Raw genomic sequence first — 18078 nt, 5'->3', positions numbered from 1 at the left:
TGAAGCACCATGGCACTCCGCTGGTTCGCGGCCTACGCCGTATTGGAGATCGCCGCATTCGTCGCGATGGTCATGACCCTCGGATTCGGCTGGGCGGTGCTCATCAGTCTCGCCGCCGTCGTCCTCGGAGTCGTGGTCCTGCGCTGGCAGGGCCGCAAGGTCTTCGGGGAGTTGCGCCGTGCGTCCCGGAACGAGGTGGACGCCCGCGCCCCGCTCGCCGACACCGCGCTCGTCGCCGTGTCGACTCTTCTGCTGGTCATCCCGGGTGTCGTGTCCACCGTGGCCGGGACCCTGCTGCTGTTCCCGCCGATGCGCCGTGTGATGCGACCGGTCGTCGCCGCGGTCGGCGCGCGTCGGGTCGCGACCGCCATGGACCGGGCCGGGGTGTATGCCACCGGTGTCTACGGCCCGGGACGTGGCGCAACCGTCGTCGAGGGTTCCGTCGTGGAATCCGACACCCCCGAGCCGGGGTCCACCTCGACGCCGTTCGGGACCCGAGGCCTGCCGCAGGGTCACTGAACCCGTCCTGATCTGCGCTTCGAACGTGTCGGCACCGCCCGCGGTGCCGACACACGCGCACCCGGACCCCTCGCCACCCTCCACCGACGGCAAGGCAGACTGAACGATCGTGGCAACCCAACTGCTCCTCGGCGGCGCCGTGTACTCACCGACAGCCCCCGACGCGACCGCGATGGCCGTCACCGACGGAATCGTCGTGTGGGTCGGAACCGACGACGTCGGCCGCGCGCTTCATCCCGACGCCGAGGTGATCGATCTCGGCGGACTCTTCGTCAGTCCCGGCTTCGTCGACTCCCACGTGCACCTGACCTCCACCGGACTCGGCCTCGACGGTCTGACCCTGAACGAGGCGTCGAGCCGCACGCATTGTCTGCGGCTGGTGGAGGAGGCCGTGGCCGCCGAGTCCGCCCACGACGCCGGCGACCTCATCTGGGGTCTCGGCTGGGACGACTCGACCTGGGCGGGGGCCCAACCAGACGACGGCCGGTTCCCGACGACCAGCGAGCTCGACGCCGTGGTCGGGACGAGACCGGTCTACCTCGCCCGGATCGACGAGCACTCGGCCGTGGCGTCCACCGCACTGCGACGCCTGGTCCCGGATCTGGCCGACGCCGTCGGGTATCACCCGGAGGAGCCGCTGGTCGCCGAAGCCCACCACCTCGTCCGGGGAGCGGCGCGGCTCCTGGTGACCGCCGCACACCGCGAACGTGCCCAGCGTCGCGCGCTGGACGTGGCCGCCGCTCACGGTGTGGTCGCGGTCCACGAGAACGGCGGACCCGACATCAGCGGTATGGACGATTTCCTGGCCCTCGCCGAGCTCGACCATCCCGTCGAGATCCGGCGCTACTGGGGACAGGCGGTCACCGACGCCGACCACGCCCGCGAACTGATGTCGATCACCCGGGCCGACGCGCTCGGCGGCGACCTGTTCATCGACGGTGCCATCGGCTCCCACACCGCGTGGCTCTCCGAGCCCTACACCGACGACCCGCACACCCGCGGGATCACCTACCTCGCTGCCGAGCAGATCCGCGACCACCTGCGCGCCTGCACGATCGCGGGCATCCAGGCGGGCTTCCACGTCATCGGCGACGCCGCGACCAATGCGGTCGTCGGAGCACTCGCCGAACTCGCCGACGAACTCGGCACTCCCGCGCTCGCGCGTTGCGCCCACCGGCTCGAACACGCCGAGATGGTCACGGCCGCCGACGCCGAGGTCCTCGCTCGCTGCGGCGTCATCGCCAGCATGCAACCGCTGTTCGACGCCGAATGGGGCGGGCCGGGTGATCTGTACGACGCGCGTCTCGGGTCGAGCCGCGCGGCCACGCTCAACGACTTCGCGATGCTGGCCAAAACCGGTGTGGCCCTCTCGTTCTCGTCGGATGCACCGGTCACGGCCATCGACCCGTGGTCGACGATCCGGGCCGCCGTGCACCATCATCAGCCGACCAACGCGATCTCGGCGCGCGGTGCGTTCGCCGCGACGACCCGCGGCGGCTGGCGGGCCGGGGGAGTCAACGACGGCGTCACCGGGACCCTCACGCCCGGCGCTCCGGCGAGCTACGCCGTCTGGGAGGTCGACGAACTCGTCGTCGCCGGATCCCACGAGAAGGTCCAGCGGTGGTCGACCGACCCGCGCTCCCGGGTCCCGGCGCTGCCGGACGTCTCGCCGGGGGCCGTGCTCCCGCGGTGTGTGCGCACCGTGCACCGGGGCCGGACCCTGTACGACCGGGACGCCGGGTGAGCCCGCCGCGGGTCTCGCGGTCCTGGCTCGCACGCACCGCAACCGCCGCGGCCGCGGGCATCGCGATGTGGGCTGCCTTCCCGCCGCGTAACTGGTGGTTCCTCGCGGTCCTGGGACTCGGCCTCCTGTTCGCCGCACTCTTTGTCGGCGCGCCCCGCGCGCGCACGGGCGCCTGGGTCGGTTTCGTCTTCGGCCTGGCGTTCTTCGTGCCGCTGCTCCCGTGGATCGGCGTCTACGTCGGCCCCCTCCCGTGGCTGGCGCTGGCCGCGATACTCGCCGGCTACCTGGCGCTGTTCGGCGCGATCGCCACCGTCACGATGCGGTTGCCCGTGCCGCCGGTGTGGTTCACGGTGTCCTGGGTGCTCGTGGAGGCACTGCGCTCTGCCTTTCCGTTCGGCGGTTTCCCCTGGGGAAGAACAGCTTTCAGTCAGGTCGACGGTCCGCTGCTGCCGCTGGCCTCGGTGCTCGGCGCGCCGGGACTGTCGGCAGGCGTCGCGCTGTTCGGCTCCTCGGTCGCCTGGCTGCTCGTGGTCCTCGTCCGCGCCTACCGGCGCACCAGCACCGGCACGACCTGGACCCCGATCCCGGATTCCGAGGGCCCGGTTCTCCCCGAACGTTCCTCGGGCGTGGTGCGCATCGCCACCACCGCGGTCGCCATCGCGTTGCTCGCCCCGATCGCGGCGATCGCGGCGACCCCCGCCAGCCTCGACCGGAACATCGCCACCACCTCGGCGCGCATCGGCGCCGTCCAGGGGAATGTCCCGCGCCTCGGCCTGGACTTCAACGCCCAGCGCCGCGCTGTCCTCGACAATCACGTACGCACCACGATGGCCTACGGCGGGGCGATCGACTCCGGACAGACCGAGCAACCCGACTTCGTCCTCTGGCCGGAGAACGCCTCGGACATCTCACCTCTGGACAACGCGGACGCCGCGGCCGAGATCACCGCCGCCTCCGAGGCCGTCGACGCACCCATCCTGGTCGGTACCCTCATCCACAACCCCGACGGGCGGCCCACCAACTCGGTGCTCGTCTGGGACGGCGCGCGGGGTCCGGTCGCCCGCTACGACAAGCACATCGTCCAGCCGTTCGGTGAGTACCTCCCGTGGCGGCCGTTCTTCCGTCTGTTCTCGTCCTACGCCGACATGGCCGGAGATTTCCGCCCCGGCACCGGACCCACCGTGGTCGACGTGCCCGGTCGCTCCGGGACGGTGACCGTCGGGGTCGCGACCTGCTGGGAGGTCGCCTTCGACCGGGCCGCGCGACAGTCCGTGCGCGAGGGCGCCCAGATGCTCTTCGTGCCCACCAACAACGCGACCTTCGGCCGGACCGAGATGACCTACCAGCAGTTGGCCATGTCACAGGTCCGCGCCGTCGAACACGGACGTGCCGTCGTCGTCGCGGCCACCAGCGGGGTGAGCGCCGTCATCGAGCCCGACGGATCCATCAGCCGACAGTCCGGCGTGTTCACCTCCGACGTCCTGACCGGACGTCTTCCGCTGCACGACGACATGACCCTCGCGACCCGCCTGGGCCCGTGGCCGGAGGTGCTGGCGATCATCGCGGCGGTGGCCGGACTTTTGTTTGCGCTGCGCTCGCGTACTAGGTTCTCACTCAGGCCACGCAGGGTCGCCGCACGGGCGACCGGTGACACGAAGGAGCTCGATGGCATCGGGGATTGACGCCACGGCAGGGCAGCGGCGGCCCGACGACGCGCCGCAACGCGTGGTCGGCGCCGACGGCACGGGCGCACTGGTCGTCGTGCCGACGTTCAACGAACGCGACAACCTGCCGCTGATCATCGGACGTCTGCAGGACGTACTGCCGGGGGCGCACGTTCTCGTCGTCGACGACTCGAGCCCGGACGGTACGGGCGACGTCGCCGACGAACTCGCCCGCGCCGACGAGACCACGCGCGTGCACGTGATGCACCGCGTCGACAAGGACGGCCTGGGCAAGGCCTATCTCGCCGGCTTCGCGTGGGGACTCGACCGCGACTACGCCGTCATCGTCGAGATGGACGCCGACGGCAGCCACGCACCCGAACAGCTGCATCGACTCTTCGACGCCATCAACGACGGCGCGGATCTCGTGATCGGATCCCGGTACGTCCCCGGCGGCAGACTCGTGAACTGGCCCAAGCGCCGAGAGTTCCTCTCCCGTGGGGCCAACACGTACGCACGACTCGCCCTCGGGGCGGGGGTGCACGACATCACCGCCGGTTTCCGCGCCTACCGCCGCATCGTTCTGGAGAAGATCCAGCTCGACACCGTCGAGTCCGCCGGATACTGCTTCCAGATCGATCTCGCCTGGCGAACCGTGCGTGCCGGATTCGACGTCCGGGAGGTGCCGATCACGTTCACCGAACGCGAGATCGGCGTCTCGAAGATGAGCGGCGGGGTCATGTCCGAGGCGTTCACGATGGTCGCCCGCTGGGGAGTCCAGAGCCGGCTCGAGCGCTGGGGGCTCCTCCGGACGCGCTGACCCTTGTGTGCAGACGAACAGACCCGGCAGGTGATCCTGCCGGGTCTGTTCGTATCGGGGCGTCAGGCGCCCTGTGTATCAGTTGGTGATGCCCTTGCGTCGCTGCTTGAGGAGGTCGAGGCGCTCGTTGAGCAGCACTTCGAGCTCTTCCTCACTGCGACGTTCGAGGAGCATGTCCCAGTGGGTGCGCGGCGGCTTGCCCTTCTTCTCCTCGGGCTCGGCGCCTTCGAGGATGGTGCCTTCCATGCCGTTCTTGCACGGCCACTTCGACGGGACCTCCGCGTCGTCGGCGAACGGCACGTCGAAGATCTCGCCGTTGTCGGTGCGGTACTGGACGATGCGTCGTGGCGCGAGGTCGTGGTCTCGATCGGTCTCGTAGCTCACCGCGCCGAGGCGGCTACCCCGAAGTACTCGATCTGCCATGAAGGGTTCCTCTCAACTTCGTCGGATCTCCCGGTCTGCCGGGAGATCTCTGTTGCATTCCTGGTTCGCGCGCAACGCTGCGCACGACTTTCGGGTCGTCAACAGGAATATTCTACGCGCTTTCCCGCGCAGGTTCGTCACCGGCGACGACCCGTGTTGCCCAGCGCCGTCAGCGGGACCGTAAGCGGTACGGTCTCGGTGTGGAACCAGGCACTTCGCACCGGGTGGAGAACGGCGCATCGCCGGGTGTCGGACCCGGCGTTTCGCGCCGACGTCGGCCGTACGCCTGCGCGTGGTGCGGTCGCGCGATGGTCGACTCCGAGCTGGGGCGCCGTCGGAAATACTGCAAGCGTTCGTGCAGGCAGCGAGCCTACGAGCAGAGAACGCTGCTCGAGGGCACATCCATTCCCGACGACGCGGTCATCCTCTCCGCGGCCGAGGCCGCCGACTTCGGCGACCGGATGTTCGCCCTCCGGTGTGCCGCCGAGGACCTCGGCACGGCCGTGGCCGAACGCGCCGACCACCATGTGCTCGCCGGCCTCACCGACACCTTGCTGGATCTCGCCCGGGAAGCCGAGAAGTTGCGATGATCGCGCGCATCTTCGCACCGTCCCTCGTCGTCACTCTCGTGGCGCTGGTCGTCGCCTACCTCTACCTCGGCTGGACCGGACTCGCGCTCTGCGCCATCCTCGGGGTCCTCGAGGTGTCGCTGTCGTTCGACAACGCGGTCATCAACGCGACCATCCTGGAGCGGATGAGCGCGTTCTGGCAGCGCATGTTCCTCACCGTCGGCGTCCTCATCGCGGTCTTCGGGATGCGCCTGCTGTTCCCGCTCGTGATCGTCTGGATCACCGGGAACCTCAATCCCGTCGAGGCGCTCGAGCTGGCGATGAACCCGCCGCCCGAGGGCCAGACCCACTTCGCCGACGGACAGCCCAGTTACGAGACCATCCTCACCGAGGCGCACCCGCAGATCGCGGCGTTCGGCGGGATGTTCCTCCTTCTGCTGTTCCTCAACTTCGTACTGACCGAGCGGTCGCTGACGTGGCTCACGTGGCTCGAGCGGCCACTGGCCACCCTCGGCAAGCTGGACCAACTCGCCGTCGTGCTCGCCGCACTGGCACTGGTGGTCACCGCCGAGTTCCTGGCGCCCGACGAGAGCCGCGCGACGGTCCTGATCGCCGGCCTCCTCGGCATGGTCACCTACATCACCGTCGACGGATTGAGTTCGCTGTTCATGGAGCCCGATACGGGACGGGACGGTCCGCACCCGGTCACCGTCGCCACCGGCAAGGCCGGGTTCTTCCTCTTCCTCTACCTGGAGCTGCTGGACGCCTCGTTCTCCTTCGACGGGGTGATCGGCGCGTTCGCCATCACCTCGGACCCGATCATCATCGCGCTCGGGCTCGGTTTCATCGGCGCGATGTTCGTCCGGTCCATCACGATCTACCTCGTTCGCAAGGGCACGCTGGGGGAGTACCGCTACCTCGAGCACGGCGCGCACTGGGCGATCGGCGCGCTGGCCGCGATCTTGCTGATCAGCATCGAGGTCGAGATCAACGAGGTGATCACCGGGCTCGTCGGCGTGGCGTTCATCGGCGCCTCCCTCGCGAGCAGCATCCGCGCGAACAGGCGCGAGGCGCGGGCGGCGAGCCCCGATCGTGTCGCCGTCTGAGGTTCGTCTCGGGGTCTTCTCGAACGCGCGATGAACGTTTGAGACACCTTTGGAATCAGCCTGGGCCACCCGCTGTCATCTGTCGGTCGACAGGTGTAGAAATGACGACGTCGGTGACGTGCGTCACGCGGGGGCCGAAGCCGGATGGCTCCGCGGCGAACGTTCAGGTTCTCGGTCGAAAACGCAGATTCGGTGGCTTTCATGGACAGCAAGCAGCAGCATATGATCCAGTTCGAGACGAATTGGTACTCCTTGGGCGGGGGCTCCTCCCGACAGATCGGCGAGGAGTTCGGTCTCACCGATCGGGACTTCTTCTCGGAGGTCGACCGCCTGGTCGACACCGACCCGCCGTCGGCGTTGACGGACTCGGAGCTGCGTCGTATGCGTGAGGTCATCCGCCGGCGGCTGTGGATGGCCCGCTGACCCGAGAGACCGCGCGCGACCCGGGCCGCCCGGCGCGATGGACCCGCGCCACAGGGGGATAATCGACGGGTGCCCTTCTCCGACGACGATCTCGAAGCGTTCTATCGCGAGATCGAGGCACGCACCGCGTTTCGCGATCAACCGCGCCGCCCGCGCCGGTCCGGTGTCGACTACCCCGCGTGCCCGACGCCCGACAAGTTGCCGTTCGCCTCGCCCGCCGACGCGCGTGAGGGCATCGATCGGCTGCGTCGGCACCTGGTCGGTACCGCGTCAGAACTTCGGTACTACGAGTGTTCGTGCGGCGCATGGCATATCACGAGCTCCGCGCAATTGATCCATCGACGGGTACCGCCGCCCGCGGCGCGTCGAAAGGGTAAGAAGAAGCGGTGACGAACCTCCCCGCCGGCCCGCACGCCCTCGTCGACCTCGCGAGCGACGATCTGCCGTCGGCCGCCGAGACCTATGAGCGGCTGCTCGGACGCGAGGTCGGTGCCGGCGCCGACGGCCGTCGAGCCGTGGGCGTCGGCAACGTCGTGCTCTCGCTGCGGCCACGCGCCGGCGGATCCGACACCCACGACGTCTACTTCACCGTCGACGACGTCCCGGCGACCCGGCGGCTGCTCGGCCGACGCGGTCATCCGCTCGCCGATTCGGCCCTCGGCGCACTCGGTGACATCTCCGCGGTCGGGATAGCCGAGCGTCCCGACCTCGGGGCCGACCCCCGCGGCGACCTCACCGGTCTCGACCACCTGGTCTTCACCTGCGACAACCGGGATGTCGCCGTCGCCCTGTTCGCCGGCACCTTCGATCTCGATTTCCGGCTCGACCAGCCGATCGGGCAGGACGCCCGCCAGTTGTTCTTCCGGCGGGGCGACCTGATCGTCGAGGTCGTGGCGGCGCCTCGCCCGGCGGCCGACCCGGTGCCCTCGTCGCCGGTCTCACTCTGGGGCGTCGCATGGCGGTCGGTCGACGTCGACGCCACCCACGCGCGCCTGACGGCGGCCGGCCTCGACCTCAGCGAGATCCGGGTCGGACGTAAGAAGGGCACGCGGATCTTCACGGTCCGCCACCGCGAACTCGCCTCGCGAACCGTGGTCATCGGTCCCGACTCCTGACAGCGGCCTTCGGCGTCGAAGCGCCCGAAATCCGGCAAACGGTGGGTTTTCGAGAACGCCTGCGCTAATCTGACTACGAATGTTGTCGAATTAGCTTTGTTTCCGAGCCGATGTTGGGGGCCACCATGACCGCGGTACACGAAGAACGGACAGTGACCGAACCCGTAACCAGTGACGTCGTGACGGGTGAGCCTCTGCTCAACCATCGCGACGACGAGATCGAGCTGATCCCGCCGGACTCGCTGACCGCCAAGCTCACGGGTATGTACACGTTCCTCCCGATCAACGGGGCGGCGTTCGTGATGCAGGTGATGCACCCGGTCATCGGCGACGTCGTCGACAAGTACTCGGTCTTCCGCACCGACCCCGTCGGCCGTGCGATCCGATCCGCCGATTCGGTGCTGCGCTGGACCTACGGCGGGCAGGAAGCGCTGGAGGAGGGCAAGCGACTCCGGAAGTTGCACCAACCGCTGCAGATGCGCAATTCCGAGGGCAAGCACATCAGTGCGCTCAACCCGGAGGCCTATGCCTGGGTGATCGCCACCGCGCTGCCGACCATCAAGACCGCCGCGCCGCTGGTGCTGGGCCGTCACTTCACCCTCGACGAGCGCAAGGAACTCCTGCGTGACAACCGGCGGATCGCGAAGATCGTCCAGGTGCCGATGAAGGACTACCCCGAGACCTTGGAAGAGTTCGACGAGTACTTCGACGACTTCATCGAGAACAAGCTGGTCCGGCACCCGGTCGCGCTGGAACTGATCGGTCAGATGCGTGCGGCGCCGGTCATCCCGAAGTCGGTGCCCAGGCCGTTGCGTCCCGCTGCCAAGAAGGCGGCCGCCACCGCTTCGGTGCCGTTCCAGAACTTCAACTACCTGACCACCGTCGGTGTCATGGATCCGCGCGTGCGCGAGATCCTCGGGCTCACCTGGACCGACGCCGAGCAGCGACACCTCGAGCGAATCCATCGCAATCTCCGGTTCGCCTACCGCACACTTCCCGAACGCCTGACCTACTTTCCGCTGGCGTACCACGCACGACGCCACCACGACGCGATCCAGGCCATGAAGGTCCGCGAGAAGGCGAGCGCCGCCTACCAGCACCATCCGAAAGAGGCCGGGGCACAGCAGGGCTGAGGTCGGCCGGTCGGTCTGGTCACGTCGTCGGGGGCGTGACCAGACCGACCACGTGGTCGGCGATCGCCAGTGACGACGTGATGCCCGGTGACTCGATACCGAACAGGTTGACCAGCCCGGCGATCCCGTGTGTTTCGGGGCCGTGGATCTCGAAGTCGCCGGGAGCAGTGCCGGGTCCCGCGACCTTCGGCCGGATCCCCGCATAGGCAGGAACCAGTGCGCCCGTGGGTAATCCCGGCCAATAGCTGCGTATGGCGCGTTCGAACGCGTCGGTGCGGGCTTCGTCGACCGCGTAGTCGAGTTCGGCCTCGGCAACCGCCCGTTCGGCGGGCACGGTCAACCATTCGACGTCGGGGCCGAATCGCGTGGCGCCGGCGAGGTCCATCGTGAAGTGCACGCCCAACCCGCCGTCGGCGGGTACCGGATACACGAGGTGCCGGAACGGCGCTCGGACGCCGGACAGTCCGAAGTAGTTGCCCTTGGCGAGAAAGCGCGGCGGGATCGGGCCGTCGAACCCCATCAGGCTCCGAGCCACCTGCCATGCACCGATGCCGGCGCAGTTGACCAGTGTCCGGGCCGCGGCCACCTCGCCGTCGCGCGTCTGCACGGTGACACCGCCCGGATCGACCCGACCGCCGATCACCGTGCTGCGCAACGCGATCGCTCCGCCGAGTGCCTCGAGGTCCTGCCGGAGCGCACGGACCACACCGTCGACGTCGACGATCCCGGTCGACGGAGAGAACAGTGCCGCCGCGCCGTGGACCTCTGGTTCGCGGTCGCGCAGTTCGTCGACGCCGACCTGCCGGAGGTCGGCGACGCCGTTGGCCAGTCCGCGCCGGAGTATCCCGTCCAGTCGATCGCGCTGGGTGTCGTCGGTGGCGACGATGAGCTTGCCCGGCCGCGCCCACGACACGTCGTGCTCATCGCAGAAGCGCGTCAACCGTTCCCGGCCCTCGACGCACAACCTCGCCTTCAGGCTGTCCTCGGGATAGTAGATGCCGGCGTGGATGACCTCCGAACTCCGCGACGTCGTTTGCGCGCAACGGAATCCCCAGCCTCCAAGACGACGACCTCGCGCCCTTGCAGGGCGAACGACCGTGCCACGGCCAGACCGACGATCCCACCGCCGACGACGAGACAGTCGACCTCGACACGCTCCTTCGTCGCGTGCTCGGCCCGGCGAATGCGGGTCACGGCGTACCTCCCTCATCAGACCGGCCCGCGGGCCTCGTGATCGAGCATGCCACCGACAGCTCCACGGGCGCGCTATCCCGGCAAACCCGGCGGCGTGCGGCAGACTGGGGTGATGCGTTATTCGGAGGTTCTCGCGATCGTGCAGGCCGGTGGACGTGGTTCGCGGATGGAGGTGCTGACCGACCGGCGCGCGAAACCCGCGTTGCCGTTCGCGGGCAACTATCAGCTGATCGACTTTCCGCTGTCCAATCTGCATCACAGTCACATCGACGACGTGTGGCTGTGCGTGCAGTACGAGGCCGAGACCATCACGCAGATCGTGGCGGGCGGACGTCCCTGGGACCTGGACCGCACGAGCGGCGGGCTACGCGTCGTGACACCGGAACAGACCGACGCCGCGGAGACCGAAGACGGATTCGCCACCGGTAACGCCGACCTGCTGTATCGCATCCGCGGTCGCATCGCCGCCCACGCTCCGGCCGAGGTCATCGTCATGAGCGCCGACCACGTCTACGACTTCGACTTCCGCGATGCCATCGAGACCCATCGCCGGCACGGGGCCGAGTGCACCGTCGTCACCACCACCTGCCCGCTCGACGAGGCCGCCCAGCACGCCACCGTCAAGACCCGCCGCGACGGGACGGTCCGCGAGTTCCGCTACAAGCCCGAGCGCGCCACCACCCGCACGATCGCGACCGAGATCTTCGTCTACGACCCGGCCGCCCTCATCGAAGGCCTGGAGTATCTCGAGAGGCGGACGACGGAGGGTTCGCCGAAGGACGACACCGGCCTGGGCGACTTCGGCGAGCATCTGTTGCCCTGGTTCGTCGACCGCGGCAAGACGGTCGCCCACGCGATGCCGGGCTACTGGATCGATGCCGGTCGTCCGGAGACCTACCTTCAGGCACATCGCGACCTCATCTCGGGGTCGATCGACGTCTTCCGCAGCGACCGGCCGATCCTCACCAATCAACCCCAACGACCGGCCGCGCGTATCGAGGCCGGGGCGGTCGTCGAGGACAGTCTGGTCAGCGGCGGCGCCCACGTTCTCGGGACCGTCCGGCGCAGCGTCCTCGGACCGGGGGTGGTCGTGGAGAAGGGCGCGGTGGTGGCCGATTCGGTGGTCTTCGCCGACGCCGTCATCGGCGCCGGCGCCTCGGTCGCATGGTCGGTGCTCGACGAACGGGTTCGCGTCGGCCCGAATGCGGTGATCGGCGGGCACCCCCGGACGCGCCCGGTACCCACGGACAAGATCACACTCGTCGGAATGGACACCCAGATCCTGCGTGGCGCCCGCGTCGCGTTGGGCGACCGCGTCGAGCCCGGCCGCCGCATCCGGTGACGACGATCGAGACCGCACGACACTGGCGAGACCACGATCCCGATCCGTCGACCCGAGCCACGCTCACCGAACTGATCGACGCAGCCGAGGCCGGCGACGACGCTGCCGCCGAGGAACTCGCGTCACGCTTCGGCGGGCCGCTGACCTTCGGGACCGCGGGCCTGCGCGGTGAGGTCGGGGCGGGCGAGTCGCGGATGAACGTCGCCGTCGTCACCCGGGCGACTGCCGGGCTCGCCCGGTATCTGCTCGACACGGTCGGTCCCGACGCGCGCGTAGTGGTCGGGTGCGACGCCCGGCACGGATCCGCCGAGTTCTTCGACGCGGCGACCGATGTGCTTGCCGCGCAGGGGCTCACCGTCTTCGCACTGCCGCCCCGACTGCCGACCCCGGTGACCGCCCACGCGACGCGATCGCTGCGCTGCGACGCCGGGGTGATGATCACCGCCTCGCACAACCCGCCGGCCGACAACGGCTACAAGGTCTACCTCGGTGGCCGCGCCACCGACGACGCGGGCCGGGGAGTCCAGATCATCTCGCCCGCCGACGCCGACATCGCGGACCGGATCGCGCAGGCGCCGCCCGCCGACGAGGTGCCGCGTGTCCCCGCAGCGGTGATCCACCTCGACGACGAGGTCGTCCGCACCTACATCGAGCGCACCTCAGGGTTACGGACCGACCCCGGTCCGTCACCGGTCCGCGTCGTCTTGACCCCGCTGCACGGGGTCGGCGGCTCGGTTGCCCGAGATGTGTTGCGGGCCGCGGGAATCGGCGACGTGCATGTCGTGTCGGCGCAGTCCGATCCCGACCCGGACTTCCCGACGGTGCCGTTTCCCAACCCGGAGGAACCCGGCGCACTCGATCTCGCGCTGGCTCTCGCCCGCGACGTCGACGCCGACGTCGTGATCGCCTTGGACCCCGACGCCGACCGATGCTCGGTCGCCACACCCGGTCCCGACGGGCACTGGCGGCAATTGACGGGTGACGAGATCGGCGGGTTGCTGGGGGAGCAGGCGGCGCGTGACTCGACCCGAGTCGGGGACACTCTGGCGAGTTCGATCGTGTCGAGCCGGATGCTGGGCCGTATCGCCGCGGATCACGGACTGCGGTTCACGGCGACGCTCACGGGGTTCAAATGGATCGCCCGCACACCCGGCCTCCGCTTCGGCTACGAGGAGGCGATCGGGTACTGCACCGACCCCGGCACCGTCCGCGACAAGGACGGCATCGGTGCGATGGTCCGGGTGATCTCGCTGGTCGAGGAACTGGCCCGCGATGGCGGTACGCTCTCCGACGAACTCGACCGCCTGGCGCGCCGCCACGGCCTGCACGCCACCGCACCGATGACGATCCGCGTCGAGGACACCGCCCTCATCGGCAAGATGATGGGGCGCCTTCGGTCCACGTCCATCGATCACCTCGCCGGGTCGCCGGTGGTGGAGAAACTGGACCTCGCACACGGATCGGCCGACCTGCCGCCGACGGACGGCATCTTGCTGCGGACCGCAGCCGACGACCGCGTCGTCGTCCGTCCCTCGGGCACCGAACCCAAGCTGAAGTGCTACCTGGAGGTCGTGCTCGACTGCCCGGACGGCGTCGTACCCCGTGCGGAGGCCGCCCATCGTCTCGACGCACTCGGCACCGACATAGCCGCAGTACTCGAGGTCTGAACCGTCTGCGCAGCAGATCGTCAGCGCATTACGATCTACTCGTGCCGCGAACCGATTCCGATCAGCGCCTGCGCGATCTGACCTTGCTGCGTCAGGTCCGCGACCGCATCGATCGCGAGTACGCGCAACCGCTCGACGTCGAGGCGCTCGCGCGCGGGGCGAACATGTCGGCGGGTCACCTGAGTCGGAAGTTCCGTCAGACCTACGGCGAATCGCCGTACTCGTACTTGATGACTCGTCGTATCGAACGCGCCATGACCCTGCTCCGGCGCGGCGACCTGAGCGTCACCGAGGTCTGCTTCGAGGTCGGCTGTTCCTCGCTGGGCACCTTCAGCACCCGGTTCACCGAACTCGTCGGGGTCCCGCCGACGGTGTACCGCGAACAGTCGGCCGACGCGACGGATGGGATACCGGCGTGCCTGGCGAAGAACATCACCAGACCGATCAGGAATCGAGAAGCACAGCGTGGATGAGACTGCCTAGCCTGATCCCATGAACATCACGATCCAATACACCTTCCTCCCACACACCGACGGCGAAGCGGCCCTCGCCTTCTACCGCGACCTCCTCGGCTTCGAACTCCGCAAGGACGTCGGATACGACGGCATGCGGTGGCTGACCGTCGGCCCGCCCGGACAGCCGGGTACGTCGATCGTCCTGCATCCGCCGGCCGCCGACCCCGGCATCACCGACGACGAGCGTCAGACGATCCTCGAACTGATCGCCAAGGGAAGCTACGGTGCCCTGACGCTGGCGACCGACGACCTCGACGGCCTGTTCGAGAAGCTGCAGGGCAGTGGCGTCGACATCGTGCAGGAACCGATGGATCAGCCGTACGGCGTGCGCGACGCCGCCGTCCGTGACCCGGCGGGCAACCTCATCCGTATCGACCAGGCCGGCTGAGAGATGTGCGGACCCGGTCGATTCCCGCCGTCGGACGCACTCGTCGCCGCCGTCGATGGACAACTCTCCGCGGCCGTGCCCTCCACCCTGGTTAGATCGACCGGGAGTCCGCGCACACCCCCCGCGCAGCCGAACCCCCGGAACGACACGAGTGCCCCGAACCATGACGACCGTCGACCGGTGGTCGTTGCCCTGATGGAGAGACGATGAGCCCAGCAACGCGCACCGCCCGGCCTGCCCGATCCGCATCAAGGTCCGCCGAGCAGGACGGCGCCGCACCGAGTGCCGATGTCCACCCCGCCGACACGCACGACCTCATCCGCGTCCACGGGGCACGCGAGAACAACCTCAAGGACGTCAGCGTCGATCTGCCCAAACGGCGGCTGACGGTGTTCACCGGTGTGTCCGGTTCCGGGAAGAGCTCCCTGGTCTTCAGCACGATTGCCGCGGAATCCCAGCGCCTCATCAACGAGACGTACAGCGCGTTCGTCCAGGGTTTCATGCCCTCGATGGCTCGCCCGGACGTCGACATCCTCGAAGGTCTGACGACCGCGATCATCGTCGACCAGGAACGCATGGGTGCCAACGTCCGGTCGACCGTGGGTACGGCCACCGATGCCAACGCGATGCTGCGTATCCTGTTCAGCCGCTTGGGAACTCCGCACATCGGCTCACCGCAGGCGTTCTCGTTCAATGTCGCCTCGATCAGCGGGGCGGGTGCGGTCACGATCGAGAAGGGCGGCCAGCAGGTCAAGGAACGCCGGAGCTTCTCCATCACCGGTGGTATGTGCCCGCGATGCGAGGGTCGCGGAGACGTCTCCGACTTCGACCTCACCGCGCTCTACGACTCGTCGAAATCCCTGAACGAGGGCGCGCTGACCATTCCCGGTTACTCGATGGACGGCTGGTACGGCCGGATCTATCGGGGCTGCGGCTTCTTCGACCCCGACAAGCCGATCGCGAAGTACACCAAGAAGCAACTCAACGACCTGCTGTACAAAGAGCCCACGAAGATCAAGGTCGAAGGCATCAACATCACCTTCGAGGGTCTGATCCCGAAGATCCAGAAGTCGATGCTGAGCAAGGACCGTGAGGCGATGCAGCCGCACATCCGTGCCTTCGTCGACCGCGCGATCACCTTCGCGAAGTGCCCGGACTGTGAGGGCACCCGCCTCACGGCGGAAACGCGGTCGTCGAAGATCAAGGGCATCAGCATCGCCGATGCGTGTGCGATGCAGATCAGCGATCTCGCCCAATGGGTTGCCGACCTCGACGACCCGTCGGTGGCACCCCTGATCGCGGCGGTGCGCGATCATCTCGACGCGTTCGTCGACATCGGTCTCGGCTACCTGTCGCTGGAACGCCCGGCCGGCACCCTGTCCGGTGGGGAGGCCCAGCGCACCAAGCTGATCCGTCACCTGGGTTCGTCGCTGACCGACGTGACCTACGTCTTCGACGAACCGTCGATCGGCCTCCATCCGCACGACATCACCCGGATGAACGACCTGCTGCGGGCCTTGCGCGACAAGGGCAACACGGTCCTCGTGGTCGAGCACAAGCCCGAGGTGATCGCTATCGCCGACCGCGTCGTCGACATCGGTCCGGGCGCCGGCACCGACGGCGGCGAGATCGTCTTCGAGGGCACCGTCGAGGAACTGCGGGCCGCGGACACGCTCACCGGGCGCCACCTGGAGGACCGCGCAGCCGTCAAGGACGAGGTCCGGACGCCGAGTGGACATCTCGAGGTCCGTGGGGCCGACGCGAACAACCTGCGCGATGTCGATGTCGACATCCCTCTCGGCGTGCTCGTCGTGCTCACCGGCGTCGCCGGCTCCGGAAAGAGTTCCCTGATCAACTCGACGGTGGCCAAGGAAGACGGGGTCGTCTCCATCGACCAGAGCGCCATCAAGGGGTCGAGGCGTTCCAATCCGGCGACCTACACCGGTCTGCTCGAACCGATCCGCAAGGCCTTCGCCAAGGCCAACGGCGTGAAGCCGGCACTGTTCAGCGCCAACTCCGAGGGCGCTTGCCCCAACTGCAACGGCGCGGGCGTCGTCTACTCCGACCTCGCGATGATGGCCGGCGTCGCCGCGCCCTGCGAGGTGTGCGAGGGCAAGCGATTCCAGGCCGAGGTGCTCGAGTACACCTTCGGCGGCCGCAACATCAGTGAGGTGCTCGAGATGTCGGTCGCCCAGGCGGAGGCCTTCTTTGCCGACGGGGACGCCAAACTCCCGGCAGCGCACAAGATCCTGCATCGGATGGTCGACGTCGGGCTCGGCTACATCAAGGTCGGCCAGCCGCTGACGACCCTGTCGGGTGGCGAACGTCAGCGACTGAAGCTGGCCAGCCACATGGGGGAGAAGGGTGACGTCTACATCCTCGACGAGCCGACTACCGGCCTCCACCTCGCCGACGTCGAACAGCTCCTCGGACTCCTCGATCGTCTCGTCGACTCCGGGAAGTCGGTGATCGTCATCGAACATCACCAGGCCGTCATGGCACACGCCGACTGGATCATCGACCTCGGCCCCGGCGCCGGTCACGACGGGGGCAGGATCGTCTTCGAGGGCACGCCGGCCGACATCGTCGCCGACCGGTCCACACTCACCGGCGAGCACCTCGCCGACTACGTCGGGGCCTGAGACTGAGGAACGCGCAAGTCCCTGACCTGCAGACGCACAGAAGCGCGCGCCCACGGGTGGAGCCATAGCGGTGCCGTCGCTCCCAGATCCGAAGAACCGCAGAACCCCCACCCCCGCGAGGTGAGGAGTCGACGTGACTTACTCGTTGCGCCGGTGACCAATTCGACCGATGAACCTCATCTCGACTGGTGGACTTCGATCGAGGTCCACCAGTCGAGTTGAGGTCTGTCGGTCACGAGAGTGGTAGGCGCGCGCCAGGCGATCGCGCTGGCTGAGGACGGTGCGCCCCCGCGGGTAGAGTTCCGCGGCTGGCGGTGAGGCGGCCCAACAGGTCGCTACCTACCTGGATCTGCGCCTGATACAACTAGCGCACATTGGGTCGAAGTAGCGCGGACCTGCAGCCCGCAACCTCGGGACAGGTCTCTCCGGGACCACGACGGCCGCCAGTCCGCAGACACTGAGGTGCGACGAGCGATGGCGATGCACCCTGACGTGCGAGGAGCCATGGCGATGCCCTTGCCCCCTGGGGTGCACAGCGTCCGCCCCTCCGCTCCCTTAGGTGCGAGGAGCGCAAGCGACGAGCCACGAAGGTTCCGGCGACCGAGACTGTGAAACTTTCGTAACGCTCGCAAGCTCGCGCTTCAGCGAGCAGGGCGACGCTGGCACGTTCGCACCCAGCGAGCATAGCTTCCAACTCTCGGCGTTTGCTATCCCACTATGGAGTTGTCAAGGGACGGAAGTGGTCCGGCCAGGCCGGGTGCGGAAGGTGCTACGCGAAAGTGTGATCGGCGGGGGTCAGGCGGCGTTGTCGAGT

At 68.4% G+C, this 18078-nt stretch carries 16 protein-coding genes and 1 pseudogene; 15 read left to right on the top strand and 2 right to left on the bottom strand.

All coding sequences use genetic code 11. The annotated features are described in order from the left end of the window. Positions 1 to 9: 9 nt before the first annotated feature. The 4 genes from AMD30_RS01925 to AMD30_RS01910 all read left to right on the top strand — a co-directional run bounded on the left by AMD30_RS01925 (position 10) and on the right by AMD30_RS01910 (position 4747). Positions 10 to 519: an FxsA family protein gene (locus AMD30_RS01925; protein WP_014926752.1), complete on the top strand. Its 510-nt coding sequence runs from the start codon at positions 10 to 12 to the stop codon at positions 517 to 519. Between the two features lie 109 nt (positions 520 to 628). After that, positions 629 to 2263 carry an amidohydrolase gene (locus tag AMD30_RS01920; protein WP_055474568.1) on the top strand — a complete coding sequence of 545 codons (1635 nt, stop codon included), beginning with the start codon at positions 629 to 631 and terminating at the stop codon, positions 2261 to 2263. Beyond that, on the top strand, positions 2260 to 3945 hold the full coding sequence (gene lnt, locus AMD30_RS01915) for an apolipoprotein N-acyltransferase (RefSeq protein ID WP_055474705.1): 1686 nt from the start codon (positions 2260 to 2262) through the stop codon (positions 3943 to 3945). Before AMD30_RS01920 ends, lnt begins: the two co-directional genes overlap by 4 nt. Further along, positions 3929 to 4747 (top strand): polyprenol monophosphomannose synthase, encoded by an 819-nt coding sequence (locus AMD30_RS01910; protein WP_051129753.1) that lies wholly within the window; start codon positions 3929 to 3931, stop codon positions 4745 to 4747. Before lnt ends, AMD30_RS01910 begins: the two co-directional genes overlap by 17 nt. Positions 4748 to 4825: 78 nt before the next feature. Here AMD30_RS01910 and AMD30_RS01905 read toward each other — a convergent pair whose 3' ends face one another. Then, entirely contained in the window at positions 4826 to 5170 is a 345-nt protein-coding gene (locus AMD30_RS01905; RefSeq protein WP_004019027.1) for an RNA polymerase-binding protein RbpA, read from the bottom strand. A 224-nt stretch (positions 5171 to 5394) separates the two neighbouring features. On the opposite strand from AMD30_RS01905, the gene AMD30_RS01900 reads away from it, so the two are divergent. The 6 genes from AMD30_RS01900 (at position 5395) to AMD30_RS01875 (ending at position 9516) form a co-directional block, all read left to right on the top strand. Beyond that, on the top strand, positions 5395 to 5760 hold the full coding sequence (locus AMD30_RS01900; RefSeq protein ID WP_197282733.1) for a hypothetical protein: 366 nt from the start codon (positions 5395 to 5397) through the stop codon (positions 5758 to 5760). Then, entirely contained in the window at positions 5757 to 6845 is a 1089-nt protein-coding gene (locus AMD30_RS01895; RefSeq protein ID WP_010841114.1) for a DUF475 domain-containing protein, read from the top strand. Before AMD30_RS01900 ends, AMD30_RS01895 begins: the two co-directional genes overlap by 4 nt. Positions 6846 to 7046: 201 nt before the next feature. Next, positions 7047 to 7268, top strand: coding sequence for a DUF3263 domain-containing protein (locus AMD30_RS01890; RefSeq protein WP_055474704.1), 222 nt, complete (start codon positions 7047 to 7049; stop codon positions 7266 to 7268). 69 nt (positions 7269 to 7337) lie between these two features. Then, on the top strand, positions 7338 to 7658 hold the full coding sequence (locus AMD30_RS01885; RefSeq protein ID WP_055474566.1) for a hypothetical protein: 321 nt from the start codon (positions 7338 to 7340) through the stop codon (positions 7656 to 7658). Next, positions 7655 to 8383: a VOC family protein gene (locus tag AMD30_RS01880; protein ID WP_055474565.1), complete on the top strand. Its 729-nt coding sequence runs from the start codon at positions 7655 to 7657 to the stop codon at positions 8381 to 8383. The genes AMD30_RS01885 and AMD30_RS01880 overlap by 4 nt, the downstream gene beginning before the upstream one ends. A gap of 125 nt (positions 8384 to 8508) precedes the next feature. Beyond that, positions 8509 to 9516: an oxygenase MpaB family protein gene (locus tag AMD30_RS01875; RefSeq protein WP_014926759.1), complete on the top strand. Its 1008-nt coding sequence runs from the start codon at positions 8509 to 8511 to the stop codon at positions 9514 to 9516. 19 nt (positions 9517 to 9535) lie between these two features. On the opposite strand, the pseudogene AMD30_RS01870 reads toward AMD30_RS01875, so the two are convergent. Next, positions 9536 to 10710 (bottom strand): annotated as a pseudogene (locus AMD30_RS01870) (NAD(P)/FAD-dependent oxidoreductase). A gap of 112 nt (positions 10711 to 10822) precedes the next feature. Between AMD30_RS01870 and AMD30_RS01865 the strand changes: the two are divergent. From AMD30_RS01865 to AMD30_RS01845, 5 genes are all read left to right on the top strand, one after another. Then, a complete protein-coding gene (locus AMD30_RS01865) occupies positions 10823 to 12052 on the top strand; it encodes a glucose-1-phosphate adenylyltransferase family protein (protein ID WP_055474564.1) in 1230 nt (409 codons plus the stop codon). Continuing rightward, complete coding sequence (locus AMD30_RS01860) at positions 12049 to 13719, top strand: phospho-sugar mutase (protein ID WP_055474563.1); 1671 nt, start codon at positions 12049 to 12051, stop codon at positions 13717 to 13719. Before AMD30_RS01865 ends, AMD30_RS01860 begins: the two co-directional genes overlap by 4 nt. 41 nt (positions 13720 to 13760) lie before the next feature. After that, complete coding sequence (locus tag AMD30_RS01855) at positions 13761 to 14192, top strand: helix-turn-helix transcriptional regulator (RefSeq protein WP_010841122.1); 432 nt, start codon at positions 13761 to 13763, stop codon at positions 14190 to 14192. Positions 14193 to 14211: 19 nt separating this feature from the next. Continuing rightward, entirely contained in the window at positions 14212 to 14622 is a 411-nt protein-coding gene (locus AMD30_RS01850) for a VOC family protein (RefSeq protein WP_010841123.1), read from the top strand. 206 nt (positions 14623 to 14828) lie between these two features. Continuing rightward, complete coding sequence (locus AMD30_RS01845) at positions 14829 to 17264, top strand: ATP-binding cassette domain-containing protein (protein ID WP_055474562.1); 2436 nt, start codon at positions 14829 to 14831, stop codon at positions 17262 to 17264. Positions 17265 to 18078: the final 814 nt, after the last annotated feature.

This window comes from Gordonia sp. HS-NH1, from assembly GCF_001418765.1.
In the GTDB taxonomy this organism is placed as follows: Bacteria; Actinomycetota; Actinomycetes; order Mycobacteriales; family Mycobacteriaceae; genus Gordonia.
The sequence above is the reverse complement of the archived record's forward strand: the minus strand, read 5'-3'. Positions and strand labels throughout refer to the sequence as shown.

Bases quoted from the DNA above. Each gene is read 5' to 3' on its own strand.
- AMD30_RS01865 (WP_055474564.1), top strand. From the start codon at position 10,823: ATGCGTTATTCGGAGGTTCTCGCGATCGTGCAGGCCGGTGGACGTGGT.
- AMD30_RS01905 (WP_004019027.1), bottom strand. From the start codon at position 5,170: ATGGCAGATCGAGTACTTCGGGGTAGCCGCCTCGGCGCGGTGAGCTAC.
- AMD30_RS01925 (WP_014926752.1), top strand. From the start codon at position 10: ATGGCACTCCGCTGGTTCGCGGCCTACGCCGTATTGGAGATCGCCGCA.
- AMD30_RS01910 (WP_051129753.1), top strand. From the start codon at position 3,929: ATGGCATCGGGGATTGACGCCACGGCAGGGCAGCGGCGGCCCGACGAC.
- AMD30_RS01850 (WP_010841123.1), top strand. From the start codon at position 14,212: ATGAACATCACGATCCAATACACCTTCCTCCCACACACCGACGGCGAA.
- AMD30_RS01875 (WP_014926759.1), top strand. From the start codon at position 8,509: ATGACCGCGGTACACGAAGAACGGACAGTGACCGAACCCGTAACCAGT.
- AMD30_RS01845 (WP_055474562.1), top strand. From the start codon at position 14,829: ATGAGCCCAGCAACGCGCACCGCCCGGCCTGCCCGATCCGCATCAAGG.
- AMD30_RS01895 (WP_010841114.1), top strand. From the start codon at position 5,757: ATGATCGCGCGCATCTTCGCACCGTCCCTCGTCGTCACTCTCGTGGCG.
- AMD30_RS01890 (WP_055474704.1), top strand. From the start codon at position 7,047: ATGGACAGCAAGCAGCAGCATATGATCCAGTTCGAGACGAATTGGTAC.